Source organism: Accumulibacter sp. (assembly GCF_023806565.1).
Lineage (GTDB): Bacteria > Pseudomonadota > Gammaproteobacteria > Burkholderiales > Rhodocyclaceae > Accumulibacter.
The window spans coordinates 1-14,820 of the sequence record NZ_JAMTDV010000055.1 but is presented as its reverse complement, the minus strand read 5'-3'; the positions used below and the strand labels follow the sequence as shown (position 1 = coordinate 14,820).

Sequence of the window (14,820 nt, the reverse complement as noted above, 5' to 3'; positions counted from 1 at the left end):
CCCTCAGTCTGCTACTGGGCGCACGCGTGATCGCCGCAGTGCGGGCCGGGAAGAGTCTCACGCAAGCGCTGGCGGTGTTGCATGCGGCACCGCCAGCGGCGCGTGCCGCGGCACAGGACATTGCCTACGGTACCCTGCGTCGTTACGCTGCCGGGGAATTCATCCTGGGGCAACTACTCGAGCGAGCCCTGCCGCATCCGGAAGTGGAAGCGCTGCTGCTGGGAGCGCTCTATCGCTTGCAGACACGTCCCGAGTCTGTGCACGTCGTCGTCGATCAGGCGGTCGCCGCGGCCGGGGGATACGCTGCCGGCGCATTCAAGCGACTGGTAAACGGGGTTTTGCGCAACTACCTGCGGCAACGCGACGGTTTGCATTCCCTGCTCGCTGCTGACGATGAAGCCGCACAACAACATCCGCGCTGGTGGCTGGGCCGCCTGCGTCGTGCCTATCCGGACCGTTGGCAGGACATCGTTGTGACTGGCAATGGCCCGCCACCGCTGACCGTCCGCGTCAATCGGCGCCGTGCGCTGGTGACCGACTACCTGGCACTCTTGCAGGAAGCCGGCTTGCCGGCGCGGCGGGTTGGGCGCGATGCGCTGCTCGTGGAGAGAGCCGTGCCCGTCGATTCGCTGCCAGGCTTCCGCGAAGGACTGGTGTCCGTCCAGGATGCCGGTGCCCAGCGCGCCGCGCAACTCCTGGCGCCGCAGACAGGGCAGCGGATCCTCGACGCCTGCGCCGCACCAGGTGGCAAGACCAGCCACCTTCTGGAACTCGCCGATGTAGACTTGCTGGCGATCGATATCGACCGGGCGCGAGCGCAGCTTGTCGAGGACAACCTGCGGCGACTTCGCCTGACAGCGACGGTCCAGGTGGCCGACTGCCGAAACCCCGGCCAGTGGTGGGATGGGCGTCCTTTCGATGCTATTCTCGCGGACGTGCCATGCTCCGCTTCCGGCGTTGTGCGTCGCCATCCCGACCTCAAGTATCTGCGCCGGGAGAGCGACGTTCGAAATTTCGTGCGCACGCAGGCGGAGATTCTCGATCGCCTCTGGCCGCTGTTGAAAGCGGGCGGCAAGTTGCTCTACGCGACCTGTTCGCTTTTCCCGGAAGAGAACGGTGCGCAGATCGACGCCTTTCTCGTTCGCCAGCCCCTGGCCAGGCGGCTGGCTGAAGAAAGCCTCCTGCCCCGGGAAGAACATGACGGATTCTTCTATGCGCTGCTACGGAAAGCTGCTTAGCTTCTTGCTCTTCGCGTTGCTCGTGTCGGCGTCGCCGAGCGGGCACGCATCCGACATCAGCGTACGCAATCCGGCCCTTTCGCCGAGCGAAGAGGGCTACACGCTGTCCGCCGACTTCAACATCAATTTCAACGCTCGCCTCGAGGAGGCGATCGCCAAGGGCATCACGCTCTATTTTGTCGTGGACTTCGAACTGACCCGTTCGCGCTGGTACTGGCTGGACGAACAGGTAATCAGCCGCAGTCAGACTTTTCAGCTCTCCTACCACGCGCTGACACGACAATATCGCCTGTCGAGTGGCGCGCTGCATCAGAGCTTTCCGACGCTCGACGATGCGCAGCGCATCCTGTCGCGGTTGCGCAACTGGCAGGTCCTCGACAAGGGCTCGGTGAAGTCCGATCAGACGTACCTGGCCGGTGTGCGCATGCGCCTTGACCTGACGCAGATGCCGAAAACCTTTCAGGTGAATGCCTTGGCTAACCGCGACTGGAACCTCTCCTCCGACTGGGCGCGCTGGAATTTCACGCCGGTCGAGACGGTCACCGCGGTGATGCCACCGGGGGTCGCCACGAGCGAGGCGAAATGAAAGCGCTGGTCGTCGCGGCCGCTTCGTTCGGCGGCATCCTGCTCTTCCTGCTTGCCTCGGCAAGCGCCAATACTGCCTTGTTTGCCCGTCACTACCCGTGGCTGCTCGGCCTGAACGCGGGGGTGGCCGTATCATTGCTGGCACTCATCGCGTGGCAACTGCATGTCATGTGGCGGGAACATCGGGCACAGGTCTTCGGTTCGCGCCTCAAGCTGCGTCTGATGCTCATGTTCGGCCTGATGGCGGTCGTTCCTGGAGTGTTGATCTACGCGGTTTCCGTGCAGTTCGTCACCAAGAGTATCGAAACGTGGTTCGACGTCCGCGTCGAGAAGGCGCTTGAGGCCGGCCTCAATCTCGGCCGCAGCGCGCTCGATTCCCTGCTCGAGGATCTGGCGGCCAAGGGGCAGACCATGGCGCTGGAGCTTGGCGAGCGCAGCGAGGCGCAGCGACGGCTCGAACTCAATCGCTTGCGCGAACAGAACGGTGTGCAATCGGCGGCGCTGTTCTCGAACTCCGGCGAGCTGCTGGCTACGGCCACAGGCGAGTTGGCGACGCTGCTCCCTGCGCAGCCGACCGCCGAGCAATTGCGTCGGGCGCGCAGCGAGCACAGATACGCAGTCATCGAAAGCAGTGGCGAAAGGGATCTGACCTTGCGTGTCCTGGTCACTGTCCTGCCCTCCGGACTCGGTACCGAACCCCGCATTCTGCAGCTCACCGAGCCGGTGCCCAGTACGCTCGCAGTCAACGCCGACAGCGTGCAGACCGTGTATGCCGACTATCAGGAGCTCTCGCTTGGCCGTGAAGGCTTGACCAGAATCTATGCGATGACCCTCACGCTGACCGTGCTGCTTGCCCTGTTTGCGGCAATCGCGCTGGCCTTCGTGTTGGCGCGCCGTCTGTCGGCGCCGCTGTCGATCCTCGCCGAGGGAACGCAAGCCGTGGCCGCGGGCGATTACACGCCAAGGCAGGCGGTCTACAGTCGCGATGAACTGGGCGTCCTCACCCGCTCGTTCAAGCAGATGACCAGCCAGCTCGATGAAGCGCGACGTGACAACGAGCGTCACCGGGCCGAGCTCGAGGCGGCACGTGCCTACCTCGAATCGATCCTCGCCAATCTGTCGGCCGGGGTACTTGTGTTTGATCACCGCTTTGTGCTGCGAACGGTCAACAACGGCGCGCTGACCATTCTTGCCGACGATTTCACGGGATTGCTCGGTGAGGTGGCGGCCGCCTGGCCACGCCAGCAGGTGCTCGGACAGACCATCTGCGACGCTTTCGCCGAAAGCGATCGCATGGAATGGCAGGAGCAGATCGAGCTGGATCACCCCGGTGGGCTGCCGCAGATCCTCCTGCTGCGTGGCAGCCAGTTGCCCGCGGGCTCGCACGGTGGCTACGTGGTGGTTTTCGACGACGTGACGCGGCTTGTCGCCGCGCAGCGCAGTGCGGCCTGGGGCGAAGTGGCGCGGCGCCTGGCGCACGAGATCAAGAACCCGCTGACACCCATACAGCTTTCCGCGGAGCGCTTGCAGATGAAACTTGCCGATCGACTCGCCGGTGCCGACGCCGAAATGCTGGCTCGATCGACGCAAACGATCATCACGCAAGTGCAGGCGATGAAACACATGGTGAACGATTTCAGCGACTACGCGCGCATGCCGGCTCCCAATCTGGCTGCGGTCGACCTCAATGCACTCGTTGGTGAAGTGCTCGGTCTCTACGAAACTTCGCGGGCAACGATCGAACCGCAGCTGGCTGCCAATTTGCCACCGGTCTGGGGTGACACGACCCAGTTACGGCAGATCATCCACAATCTGCTGCGCAATGCCGAAGATGCGCAGGAAGCCGCAGACTCGCCATACATATCGATTTGCACGCGATGTAGCGAGAACATGGCCGAAATGACGGTCGGCGATCGCGGACCGGGCTTTCCCGCCGAAATCATCGCCCGTGTCTTCGAGCCCTATGTGACCACGAAGGTACGCGGCACCGGTCTCGGGCTGGCGATCGTCAAGAAGATCGTCGACGAACATCACGGCCGCGTCAGAATCAACAACCGGCAGCCGGTCGGCGCCGAGGTCAGCATCCTGCTACCCTTGGCTTCCCAGCCTGCACCGAGGCGACGCGCGAGCCATCTTTCTTCCGAGGCCTGACCATGGCGCAAATACTGATCGTCGATGACGAAATGGGTATCCGAGAATTGCTTTCCGAGATCCTTGCCGACGAAGGTCACTCGGTGTGGCTGGCCGAGAATGCTGCGACGGCGCGTCGGCTTCGCACCGAAAAGCGGCCGGACCTGGTTCTGCTCGACATCTGGATGCCGGATACCGACGGTATCTCTCTCCTCAAGGAGTGGTCCGCGAGTGGTCTGCTGACCATGCCGGTGGTGATGATGTCCGGGCACGGAACGATCGACTCGGCGGTCGAAGCGACGCGCATCGGGGCAACCGATTTTCTCGAGAAGCCGATCGCCCTGCAAAAACTCCTGGTCACCGTCAAGAAGGCGCTCAAGCACGAAACGGTATTGCAGAAAAAGCCCTTGACGCTCGAAGCTTTTTCACACTCGCCGCTGCTCAAGGATCTCAAGAGGCGTCTGGAGCAGGCTGCGGCGAAAACGTCGGTGCTGCTGCTCAAGAGTGCGTCCGGCGGTATCGCCGAAATATGCGCACGAACGCTGCAGACACACCGCACTCCGTGGCTCGATCTGTCGGCGTCGAGCGCGCCGCTGACGCAGGAAATGCTGCAAAACGCAAGCGGCGGCATCGTCTTTGTCTCCGACCTCGCGCAACTCGGGAAGCTGCAACAGATGAATCTTGTCTTCGCGCTCGAACGCCTGGAAAGATACCATCTGCAACTGGTGGCTGCGTCTACTCGTCCCCTGCCGGCACTCATCGATGCCGGCTGGGATGCGCTGCTGGTCAATCGCCTCGGTGAAGTCTGGGTGGCGCTGCCACAGATTTCGGGACATGCTGACGACGTTCCCGAAATCGCTTCATTGCTGTTGGCGCATCTCGCAGAACGCGGCGAGGTTCCCTTGCGACGCTTTTCGAGCAGCGCGCAGAATGCGCTGCGCCTGCATCGTTGGCGCGGCGAATGGGCGGAACTGTTGACCACCGTGAAGAATCTCGCGCTCTCCGCACTCGACGAAGAAATCAGCGCGGACGATGTGGCCCGCATCCTGCAGACGGAGGTCGAGCAAACCGCTGTGCAGTCGCCGCTGCCGGCCACTTTTTTCGATCAACCCCTGCGCGAGGCGCGGGAGGCGTTCGAGAAACTGTACTTCGAGTACCATCTTGCCGGCGATCGCGGTAGCATGACCCGTCTGGCGGAGAAGACGGGCCTCGAGCGCACGCACCTCTATCGCAAATTGAAGCAGCTCGGATTGAACATCGGCCGACGCGGCGACGAACGGGAGTAAGGCTTCGCGTCCTGCCGGCCATCGGGGGGAGATCACGAAAGATGCGAATCGTCATTCTTGGCGCGGGGCAGGTGGGAGGCAACCTCGCAGAAAATTTGGTCGCCGAAAACTATGACATCACTGTCGTTGATCGGGACCAGGAGCGTCTGGCGCACTTGCAGGATCGCCTCGACCTGCAGACGGTCGCGGGAAACGCGGCTCATCCGTCGGTATTGGCCAATGCCGGGCTCAACGACGCTGATCTGATGATCGCGGTGACTCGCAGCGATCAGACCAATCTTGTTGCGTGCAAGGTTGCCCAGAGCCTGTTCAACGTTCCGACGCGAATCGCCAGGTTGCGTGCCATGGATTTTCAGGACAACGAGAAGCTGTTGGCGAAGGAGAACTTCGCAGTCGATTACGCGCTCTGCCCGGAGCAGATCATTACCGAGCACCTTGCGCGCCTGGTGGATTTCCCGGAAGCGCTGCAGGTTCTCACCTTTGGCGGCGGGCGTCTGGCTCTGGTGGGCGTCCGCGCACAATCCGGGGGCAATCTGATCGGGCGTCGGATCAAGCAGATGGGAAGCGATTTGCCAGCCGGCGTCGATGGGCGGATCGCCGCGATCTATCGTCGTGATATGGCGATCCTGCCCACTGGCGAGACGGTGATCAACCATGGTGACGAGGTTTTCGCGCTGGCGGCCGAAGAGCACATCCGCATCGTCATGCGCGAATTGCGACGTTCGATCGAGCCTGTGCGACGGGTGATGATCGCCGGTGCGGGCAACGTAGGCCTGCGCCTGGCGCGGGCACTCGAAAGCAAGTGCGAGGTCAAGCTCGTCGAGCTCGATCAGCGTCGTGCCGAATTGGTTGCAGATTCGCTCAAGTCCGTACTGGTGCTCCGCGGGGACACCACCGATCAGAACGTTTTGACCCAGGAGTCGATCGAGTCGATGGATCTCTTCTTCGCGCTGACCAACCGCGATGAGGACAATATCATGGCTGCCACGCTGGCCAAGCGCATGGGTTGCCAACGCGTGGTGGCACTGATCAACCGCCGCGCCTACGCGGAGCTGGTTCAGGGCGGCCCCATCGACATCGCGATTTCCCCGGCGCAGCTGTCGATCAGCGCCTTGCTCACGTACGTACGCCGCGGCGACGTGGCGCAGGTACACAGTCTACGTCACGGTGCTGCCGAAGCGTTCGAGATCGTCGCGCACGGTGACGAAAAGAATTCGAAGGTGATTGGTCGGCGAATCCGTGATCTGCCGGTAATCAATGGCGCTTTCATCGCTGCAATCATGCGCGATGGCGAAAGGCATGGCGGTACCTCTCCGCCGGCGTTGGCGCGGCAGAAACGTATCGGTCCGGTGCTCATCGCGCACAAGGATGCGGTAATCGAGCCGGAAGACCACGTCCTCGTCTTCTGCGTCGACAAGAAGGTCGTGAAAGAGGTCGAGAAGCTCTTCTCCTTCGGCTTCCATTTCGTCTGAGGAGTCGCCATGCGGAGCTATTACCCGGTAATTCGGGTCTTGTCCTTGGTCATGGTGATGTTTGGCCTGACCATGCTGGTTCCGGAGGCACTGTCGTGGACCTTGCATGATGGCGCCGAGAGTGCCTTCGACGAAGCAGTGTTGCTTACGGTTGGCACCGGCGTAGGGCTATGGTATGTGTCGCGCAAGGAGACGCGCGATCTGACGATCCGCGATGGGTTCCTGATGGTCGCTCTGGTGTGGACGGTGTTGCCGGTCTATGCTGGGCTACCGCTGATGATACAGCTCGACGCCAGTTTCACCGACGCCTATTTCGAAGCCGTTTCCGGGCTGACGACAAGCGGTGCGACGGTTTTCGAGGGGCTCGACGACTTTCCGGTTTCGATCAACTTCTGGCGCTGACAGTTGATCTGGCTGGGAGGCATGGGTCTAGTCGTGCTCGCCGTGGCGATCTTGCCAGCCCTGGGGGTCGGTGGCCGACAGATGTTCAAGGCCGAAGCGCCGGGGCCGATGAAGGATGCGAAGATGACTCCGCGGATGGCCGAAGCGGCCAAGGGATTGTGGTTGGTCTATATTCTGATTTCGATCTGCTGTACGCTGGGTTATCACTGGGCCGGAATGACTTGGCTCGATGCCATCATGCACATGTTCAGCACCATGGGCCTGGGTGGCTTTTCCAGCCACGATGACAGCTTTGGGTACTTCAATTCGCCGGCGATCGAAGCGGTCAGCATCGTCTTCATGCTGATCGCCGGTTGCAACTTCGCCACCCATTACCTCGCCCTCTCGGGCCGCTCGCTGCGTCCCTATGTCACCGATCCCGAGGCGGGATGGTTTCTGCTGGTGACCGTCGGCAGCTCGATTGGCATCGCCCTCTTTCTTTACGCGCACGACGTCTATCCGTCCTTTTCCGAGGCACTGCGCTACGCGGCTTTCAACCTCGTTTCGATCGCCACCACCACCGGCTACGCGAACACCGACTATTCGCTCTGGCCGCCGTTCGCACCCTTGTGGATGCTGTTTCTGTCGTGTTTCGTCAGCTGCGCCGGGTCGACCGGTGGAGGGATCAAGATGATCCGCGCCATCGTACTCTATAAGCTGGTCTATCGGGAGCTGATCCGCGCCATGCACCCGAACGCCGTGCATCCGGTGAAGGTTGCCGGTGAAGTGATCCCGGCCAATATCCTGTTCGCGGTACTCGCCTTCGCCTATATTTACATGCTGTGCATCGTCTCGATGACGCTTGCCCTTTCGTTTTCCGGAGTCGATACGATTACTGCCTTTTCGGCGGTCGTCGCCAGCATCAACAATATGGGACCAGGGCTGGGGCGGGTGGGTCCGGCAGCCAATTTTGGCAGCTTGACGGATTTTCAAACCTGGGTGTGCACCATCGCCATGCTCCTTGGCCGCCTGGAGATCTTCACGCTGTTCGTGGTAATCACCCCGGCGTTCTGGCGCAAGTAGCGCAGAAGAGCGGATAATCGCCACATTACGCTACCTTTCGCGGCGGAGCCCAAGGTGACCCGACCCTGCAATGACAGCTTCCTGCGCGCACTGCTCAAGGAGCCCACCGCTTACACCCCGATCTGGTTGATGCGGCAGGCGGGGCGATATTTGCCAGAGTATTGTGAAACGCGCCGACGTGCCGGCAGTTTCCTGCAGTTGTGCAAGGTTCCCGCTCTGGCCTGCGAAGTGACCCTGCAGCCGCTTGCCCGCTATGATCTGGATGCGGCGATCCTTTTTTCCGACATCCTTACCATTCCCGACGCGATGGGCCTGGGGCTGTATTTCACCGACGGAGAGGGACCGCGCTTCGAGCGTCCATTGCGCGAGGAATGGGCAATTCGCGATTTGACCGCACCAGACCCCTGGGATCACCTGCGCTATGTGACGGACGCCGTCGCCGAGATCAGGCGGGCGCTGAACAACTCGGTGCCCTTGATCGGCTTTTCCGGCAGTCCCTACACGCTTGCGTGCTACATGGTCGAAGGCGGAGCGAGCGGCGATTACCGCCGCATCAAGAGCATGCTCTATGACCGGCCAGACCTGCTCCACCATATCCTGTCGGTAACCTCCGACGCGGTGAGTGCCTATCTCAACGCGCAGATCGAATCCGGGGCCCAGGCGGTGATGATCTTTGATTCCTGGGGTGGTTCGCTTTCGGCCGCAGCGTATCAGGAGTTCTCGCTTGCCTATCTGCGACGCATCGTCGACGGGCTGATCCGCGAGCGATCCGGTGAGCGTGTGCCATCGATCGTGTTCACCAAAGGCGGGGGACTGTGGCTGGAAGCGATCGCCGATGTCGGCTGTGATGCGATCGGCCTCGACTGGACGATCGACATCGGGGAAGCTCGCAGGCGCGTCGGTCATCGCGTCGCCCTGCAAGGCAACCTCGACCCCGCGGTGCTTTTCGCATCGCCCGAACGGATCGCTTGTGAGGCGGGAAAGGTGCTGGATAGCTACGGCTTGCACGATAGCGGCCACGTGTTCAATCTGGGTCACGGCATCTCGCAGTTTACGCCGCCGGAGCACGTGGCCGCACTGGTGGACGCAGTGCACAGCCACAGCCGCCTGCAACGCGGCAAGAGCGCATAAATTGGCCTCCGGCTCTTGACTTATTCACAGAAACGACCCTCATTTTCGCGCGCCAACGGAAGTCCCTTGTAAATCAGCAAGGTAATTGCAATACATTGATTTTTATACAAGTTTTGTGGCGCCTATTTTTTCGGCAATTGCCGGAAACCCTTGCGACATGGGGCTTTGCGACGTTTTCAGGCAGACTCATCCACAGATTTATCCACAGAAATGTGTATGACTGGAAAAGCCGAAACGAGTGAATGCCTTAGCTCTCATAACCAGAAGTAGCACGAGCTCTTGCCGCTAACTGGGCGACCTCCATTCAAAAGGAATAATCGACTCTTGCCCGGATGGCCCTCCTGCAGATTGCTCGCGTCGCTCTCGACCTGCCACTTCGCCGTCTCTTCGACTACCGGATTCCCGAAGGCGAATCGCTGACACGGCAGGACATCGGCTATCGTGTACGGGTCCCTTTTGCCCAGCAGCAAAAGATTGGTGTCCTCGTCGATGTGCTGGCGGACACAGAGCTTGCGCCGGCGCAGCTCAAGACTCTCGGTGACGTCTTGCGCGATCTGCCGCCCCTGCCTGCCTCCTGGTTTCGCCTGACCGAATTCTGTGCCGCCTATTATCACGTCCCGCTTGGACAGGTAATGCTGTCCACGTTGCCGGCAGGACTGCGCACCCCGATGCCAAGAAAGCCAACGCGACGACGGCAGGTACCGGCGACCGGGCGGACCGAGCAGGTGCCCGTGCTGACGGGCGAGCAGGAGGCATCGCTGCAGGCGATCGCCAGTGGCGGAACGGGATTCCGTGCCTATCTGCTGCACGGTGTCACCGGTAGCGGCAAGACCGAGGTCTATCTCCGCCTGATCGAACGTGCCCTGGCGAGTGGGCAGCAATCGCTGCTTCTGGTGCCCGAAATCAACCTGACGCCACAGCTGGAAGCGCGCGTCCTGGCGCGATTCGCATCAGCCCGACCGGTCAGTCTGCACAGCGGACTTGGCGAGGCAGCTCGCGCGCGCAACTGGCGGGCGGCGCTGACCGGCGAAGCGCGCATCGTTCTTGGCACCCGGCTGGCAGTATTCGCCCCCCTGCCGGAACTCGGCCTGATCATCGTCGATGAAGAGCACGATGCGTCGTTCAAGCAGCAGGACGGCATCCGCTATTCGGCGCGCGACCTGGCGGTCTTCCGCGCTCGCGATGGTGAGCTCCCGATCATTCTCGGATCGGCCACCCCCTCTCTGGAGAGCTGGGCGAACGCCCAGCGGTCAGGTGGTGGGCGCTACCAATTGTTGTCGCTACGCGAGCGCGCGTTCGTGGGTGCCCGACTGCCGCTTGTGCGCTGCATCGACACGCGTGTAGACCGGCCACGGGACGGACTCTCTGCCGCCGTGCTCGCAGCCATCGAGCAGCGCTTGGCACGCGCCGAGCAAAGCCTCGTTTTTCTCAACCGTCGCGGCTACGCGCACGTTCTCGCCTGTGTTGCCTGCGGCTGGACGTCGTCCTGCCAGCGCTGCGCGGCCAATCTGGTCGTGCATCTCGCTGACCACTGCCTGCGCTGTCACCATTGCGGATTTGCGGCGGGTGTTCCCAGGCGCTGTCCCACCTGCGGCAATCAGGACCTCGCCACATTCGGGCGTGGCACGCAACGGCTCGAGGCGAGTCTCGCCGAGCACTTCCCGCAGGCATGTATCGTCCGTGCCGATCGCGATTCGGCGAGCAACCACAAACAGTGGGAAGCGCTGCAGGCCAGAATCGAGAGCGGCGAGGCTCAAATCCTCGTTGGTACGCAGATGCTCGCGAAGGGCCACGACTTCCCCCGGCTCACGCTGGTCGCTGCCGTTGCTCCCGATGCCGCGCTGGTCGCCGCCGACTGGCGCGCGCCGGAACGACTCTTTGCCCAACTCATGCAGGTGGCTGGTCGCGCAGGTCGTGCCGAGCGGCCGGGCGAGGTCCTGCTGCAAACACAGTTTCCCGAGCACCCGCTGTACGCTGCGCTGCTTCGACAAGATTATCAGGCGTTTGCCACCGCTCAGCTCGCGGAACGCCGCCAGGCCGGCTTCCCGCCGTACGCGTTTCAGGCGATGCTGCGCGCCGAGGCCGGCCGCATGGAGGATGCGCTGACCTTTCTCGCTGCAGCGAGAGCTTTTCCGCCCTCGCTGGCCGAACCGGCGGTAAGCTGTTACGATCCCGTGCCGATGCGACTGTCCCGCAGAGCAAGCCTGGAACGGGCACAACTGCTGATCGAGTCGCCGTCGCGGCGCGCCTTGCAACGTTTTCTCACGTCCTGGGTGGTCTGGCTGGAAGCGGTGCGGGCTCCCTCGCGACTGCGCTGGCACCTCGAGGTCGACCCGCTCGAATTCTGAACTGCGGTTCATCCGCCAGCACAGGCAATGGACATGGCTTTCCGCCCGGCACGGGGCCGAGCGGGGTGTCGAGCGCAGCGATATACTCCCGTTGCCGACCACCATGTTGCCGACCGTGCGGCATTTCACGGCACGCGGGCAGTATCGGGGCGAAGATTGCGGGCGCCGGGAGAGCTGCCTCGTGCTTGCCGCAACAGTGCCGGCCGGCAGGAAGGAAGGCGAGGCTCCCTCCCGGCGCCATCACGACCGTTGGGCGGCGTCCGACGGCATGACCTGGCGACGGCTGGCAAGGAGCTCGCAGCGTACTCAACCCTATCGAGGAATTCTCAAATGTCTTCGGATTTTGTCGCGGCGATCGACCTCGGTTCGAACAGCTTTCACATGATCGTTGCCCGCATCGCCAACGGGCACGTGCAGATTCTCGACCGCCTGCGCGAAATGGTTCAGCTCGCCGCGGGTCTCGACAGCCATCACCGGCTGTCGGCTGAATCGCAACAACGGGCACTCGACTGCCTCGCGCGTTTTGGCCAGCGACTGCGCCACATTCCGCCTGCCCGTCTGCGTATCGTCGGTACCAATACTTTGCGGCAGGCACGCAACAGTGCCGAATTCGTTGCTCGAGCCGAGCAACTCCTCGGGCACCGGGTGGAAATCGTCAGCGGTCAGGAAGAGGCGCGCCTGATCTACCTCGGAGTTGCGCACAGCGTCGGCGACGTTGCCGGCCAGCGGCTGGTGGTCGATATCGGCGGTGGCAGCACCGAACTGATCATTGGCGAACAGTTCGACCCGGTGCACCTGGCGAGCCTGCGCATGGGATGCGTCAGCATGACCCGTGGCTGCTTTGACGACGGCCGGATCACTGCGAACGGCCTGCGCGAGGCTGAATTGCTGGTCCAGCTCAATCTCGAACCGGTTCGCGAGGCCTACCTGGCCCGTGGCTGGCAAGTCGCCACCGGCGCATCGGGATCGATCAAGGCGATCCAGGATGTCATCGTCGGCGAGGGCTGGAGTCGCGAGGAGATCACTCTCGACGGATTGCGGCGCCTGCGGGCGGCGCTGCTCGAGGTGCGTGACACCGCGGGAGTTGCCAGCCGTTGGCAGCTCGAACCAGCCCGGGCGCGCGTCTTTGTCGGTGGTTTCGTGGTGCTGCATGGCCTGTGCGAGGCGCTCAACGTCGAGCGCATGGAAGTTTCCGAGGGAGCCCTGCGCGAAGGTCTGATCTATGATCTGCTCGGCCGCATTCGGCACGAAGATGTGCGCGACCGGACGATTGCCGACGTTACCCGTCGTTTCGGTCTTGACGAGGCGCAGGCTGGCAGGGTAAGCGCCGTGGCACTCGATCTCTTGCGCCAGGCGCGCGTGAGTTGGGGGCTGGCGGGGAAGGAGATGCGCCATGTGCTCGAACGTGCGGCACGCCTGCACGAAATAGGCCTCCTGCTGACGCACGACCAGTACCACAAACACGGCGCCTACGTGCTGGCGCACTCCGATCTGCCGGGCTACTCGCGCAACGATCAGCAACTGCTTTCCGCACTGGTCAGGCGCCACCGGCGGTCCTTTCCCGCCGATGCTTTTGCCGATTTGCCCAAGGACTTGGCCCGACCCGCGCGTCGTCTATGCGTCCTGCTGCGCCTGGCGGTGGTGCTGCACCGCGGGCGCAGCAACGAGCCGCTGCCTCCGATCAACCTGCGCGCGGATCGGCAACGGGTGCATCTCACTTTTCCCGAGGGGTGGCTGGCCGAACATCCACTGACCCGTGCCGACCTGCAGATCGAGGCCCGTCTGCTGCGCAGGGCGGGTTTCGAGCTGCGCGTCGGCAGCCCTGTGCCGGCTGTTTGAGCAGAGGCCGGGCCGCGTTGGCGGGGGGCGGTGGGCGCCGACGAGGTCCGTTGCGCTGATGCGTTGCCTCGTCTGGCTCGCCTTGTTGCCGGTGCTGATGACGGCAGTCGTGCTACTGGCCGTCTGCGAATCTTCGCCGCTCGTCCGTCGTGGCGAAGCCATTTTGCCGGATTCGGTGGCCGAAGCCAGACGATTGCTGACCAGCAACGATCCGCGTCGGCTCCGCCGCGGAGAAGAGCGCACGGCCTCGATCCCGGCAACTCTGGTCGATACGCTGATCGATCACCTCGCAAGCCGCCGCTGGCGCGGACGGGGCGAGTTCCAGCTGGGCGAAAATGCTGCCGAAGTGCGCGTCACAGTGCCGATCGAGAGCGTTCCTCTGCCGTGCTACGTCAACCTCACCGTCGTCGTCCAGGCGATGGCTGGCGAACCACGGGTGCTCCGGGCATCGATCGGTCGTCTCCGAATCCCGCCGGCGTTGGCCGAACTGCTGATCGCCTCGACCATCAGATCGAGCGGATATGCGCCGCAGTGGCAAGCGGCCAGACAGGCAATTCGCCGGCTGGTTTTCGCGCCGGAACTCGCCAGCGTCGAGCTGACCTACGTGTGGGAACCGGGCTTGCTCGATAACGCCCGGGCGGTGGCGTTCACCTCTGAGGACATCCACCGCATGCAGCGGGCACAGACCGAACTGGCCGTTCTGCTCGATCACTATACCCCACGCGTCGCGGTGCCGCTGGGCAGGATTCTCGCGCCCCTGCTCGCAAATTCCGGTAATCCGACGCCGGCGGAGGGGCGTGCGGCCCTGTTCGTTCTGGCGACCTATCTGGCAGAAGCCAGTCTCGCGAACCTCCTACCGGAAGCGAACAGCTGGCCACGGCCACGCCGTGTGAAACTGACTCTGCGCGGCCGCTACGACAGCGCCCAGCATTTCGGGATTTCAGCGGCACTTGCTGCCTGGGTCGGCGAACCGGCTGCGGATGCGATCGGCTTGTACAAGGAAATCGAAGACTCGCGCGGTGGCAGTGGCTTCTCGTTTGCCGACCTCGCTGCCGACCGCGCCGGGACACGCTTTGGCGAGCTGGTGATCGGAGCGTCGCCTCGACTGTACACAGCTCTCGCGGAGCCACTGAGCGACGGCGATCTTGTCGGCTCGTTCGACGGCCTCCCCGAGTCCCTCTCGGAGTCCGAGTTCGCGCGGCGCTTTGGCGGGATGGACAGCCGGGCCTATCGCGAACTGACGGACGAGGTCGAACGTCGTCTGGCTGCCCTGCCCCTTTACCGCTGAACGCTGTCGTCGCGGCGCGGCCTCCGTCGCTCAGCGCGA

At 63.0% G+C, this 14,820-nt stretch carries 9 protein-coding genes and 1 pseudogene; all 10 read left to right on the top strand.

Annotated elements, in window-relative coordinates; translation table 11 throughout:
• Window positions 1-26 precede the first annotated feature (26 nt).
• The 10 genes and pseudogenes from rsmB (at window position 27) to NFV80_RS06335 (ending at window position 14,781) form a co-directional block, all read left to right on the top strand.
• Window positions 27-1,238 (top strand): 16S rRNA (cytosine(967)-C(5))-methyltransferase RsmB, encoded by a 1,212-nt coding sequence (gene rsmB / locus NFV80_RS06380; RefSeq protein ID WP_295327173.1) that lies wholly within the window; start codon window positions 27-29, stop codon window positions 1,236-1,238.
• Window positions 1,213-1,824, top strand: coding sequence for a DUF4390 domain-containing protein (locus NFV80_RS06375; protein ID WP_295327170.1), 612 nt, complete (start codon window positions 1,213-1,215; stop codon window positions 1,822-1,824). The genes rsmB and NFV80_RS06375 overlap by 26 nt, the downstream gene beginning before the upstream one ends.
• Complete coding sequence (locus tag NFV80_RS06370) at window positions 1,821-3,974, top strand: ATP-binding protein (protein ID WP_295327167.1); 2,154 nt, start codon at window positions 1,821-1,823, stop codon at window positions 3,972-3,974. Before NFV80_RS06375 ends, NFV80_RS06370 begins: the two co-directional genes overlap by 4 nt.
• A 2-nt stretch (window positions 3,975-3,976) precedes the next feature.
• Window positions 3,977-5,239 carry a response regulator gene (locus tag NFV80_RS06365; protein WP_295327164.1) on the top strand — a complete coding sequence of 421 codons (1,263 nt, stop codon included), beginning with the start codon at window positions 3,977-3,979 and terminating at the stop codon, window positions 5,237-5,239.
• Window positions 5,240-5,280: 41 nt separating this feature from the next.
• Complete coding sequence (gene trkA, locus NFV80_RS06360) at window positions 5,281-6,711, top strand: Trk system potassium transporter TrkA (RefSeq protein WP_295327161.1); 1,431 nt, start codon at window positions 5,281-5,283, stop codon at window positions 6,709-6,711.
• A gap of 9 nt (window positions 6,712-6,720) precedes the next feature.
• Window positions 6,721-8,175, top strand: a pseudogene (locus tag NFV80_RS06355) (potassium transporter TrkG).
• Window positions 8,176-8,229: 54 nt separating this feature from the next.
• Window positions 8,230-9,306 carry a uroporphyrinogen decarboxylase gene (gene hemE / locus NFV80_RS06350; protein WP_295327158.1) on the top strand — a complete coding sequence of 359 codons (1,077 nt, stop codon included), beginning with the start codon at window positions 8,230-8,232 and terminating at the stop codon, window positions 9,304-9,306.
• Window positions 9,307-9,638: 332 nt separating this feature from the next.
• Window positions 9,639-11,654 carry a primosomal protein N' gene (locus NFV80_RS06345; protein ID WP_295327155.1) on the top strand — a complete coding sequence of 672 codons (2,016 nt, stop codon included), beginning with the start codon at window positions 9,639-9,641 and terminating at the stop codon, window positions 11,652-11,654.
• Window positions 11,655-11,984: 330 nt separating this feature from the next.
• The gene (locus NFV80_RS06340; RefSeq protein WP_295327151.1) at window positions 11,985-13,493 is read left to right on the top strand and encodes an exopolyphosphatase; all 1,509 of its coding nucleotides are present in this window, start codon (window positions 11,985-11,987) and stop codon (window positions 13,491-13,493) included.
• A 58-nt stretch (window positions 13,494-13,551) separates the two neighbouring features.
• Entirely contained in the window at window positions 13,552-14,781 is a 1,230-nt protein-coding gene (locus NFV80_RS06335; RefSeq protein WP_295327148.1) for a hypothetical protein, read from the top strand.
• Window positions 14,782-14,820: the final 39 nt, after the last annotated feature.

Excerpts from the sequence above, each read along its gene's own strand:
- NFV80_RS06375 (WP_295327170.1), top strand. The coding sequence starts at position 1,213 with ATGCGCTGCTACGGAAAGCTGCTTAGCTTCTTGCTCTTCGCGTTGCTC.
- NFV80_RS06370 (WP_295327167.1), top strand. The coding sequence starts at position 1,821 with ATGAAAGCGCTGGTCGTCGCGGCCGCTTCGTTCGGCGGCATCCTGCTC.
- NFV80_RS06365 (WP_295327164.1), top strand. The coding sequence starts at position 3,977 with ATGGCGCAAATACTGATCGTCGATGACGAAATGGGTATCCGAGAATTG.
- trkA (WP_295327161.1), top strand. The coding sequence starts at position 5,281 with ATGCGAATCGTCATTCTTGGCGCGGGGCAGGTGGGAGGCAACCTCGCA.
- NFV80_RS06345 (WP_295327155.1), top strand. The coding sequence starts at position 9,639 with ATGGCCCTCCTGCAGATTGCTCGCGTCGCTCTCGACCTGCCACTTCGC.
- NFV80_RS06340 (WP_295327151.1), top strand. The coding sequence starts at position 11,985 with ATGTCTTCGGATTTTGTCGCGGCGATCGACCTCGGTTCGAACAGCTTT.
- NFV80_RS06335 (WP_295327148.1), top strand. The coding sequence starts at position 13,552 with ATGCGTTGCCTCGTCTGGCTCGCCTTGTTGCCGGTGCTGATGACGGCA.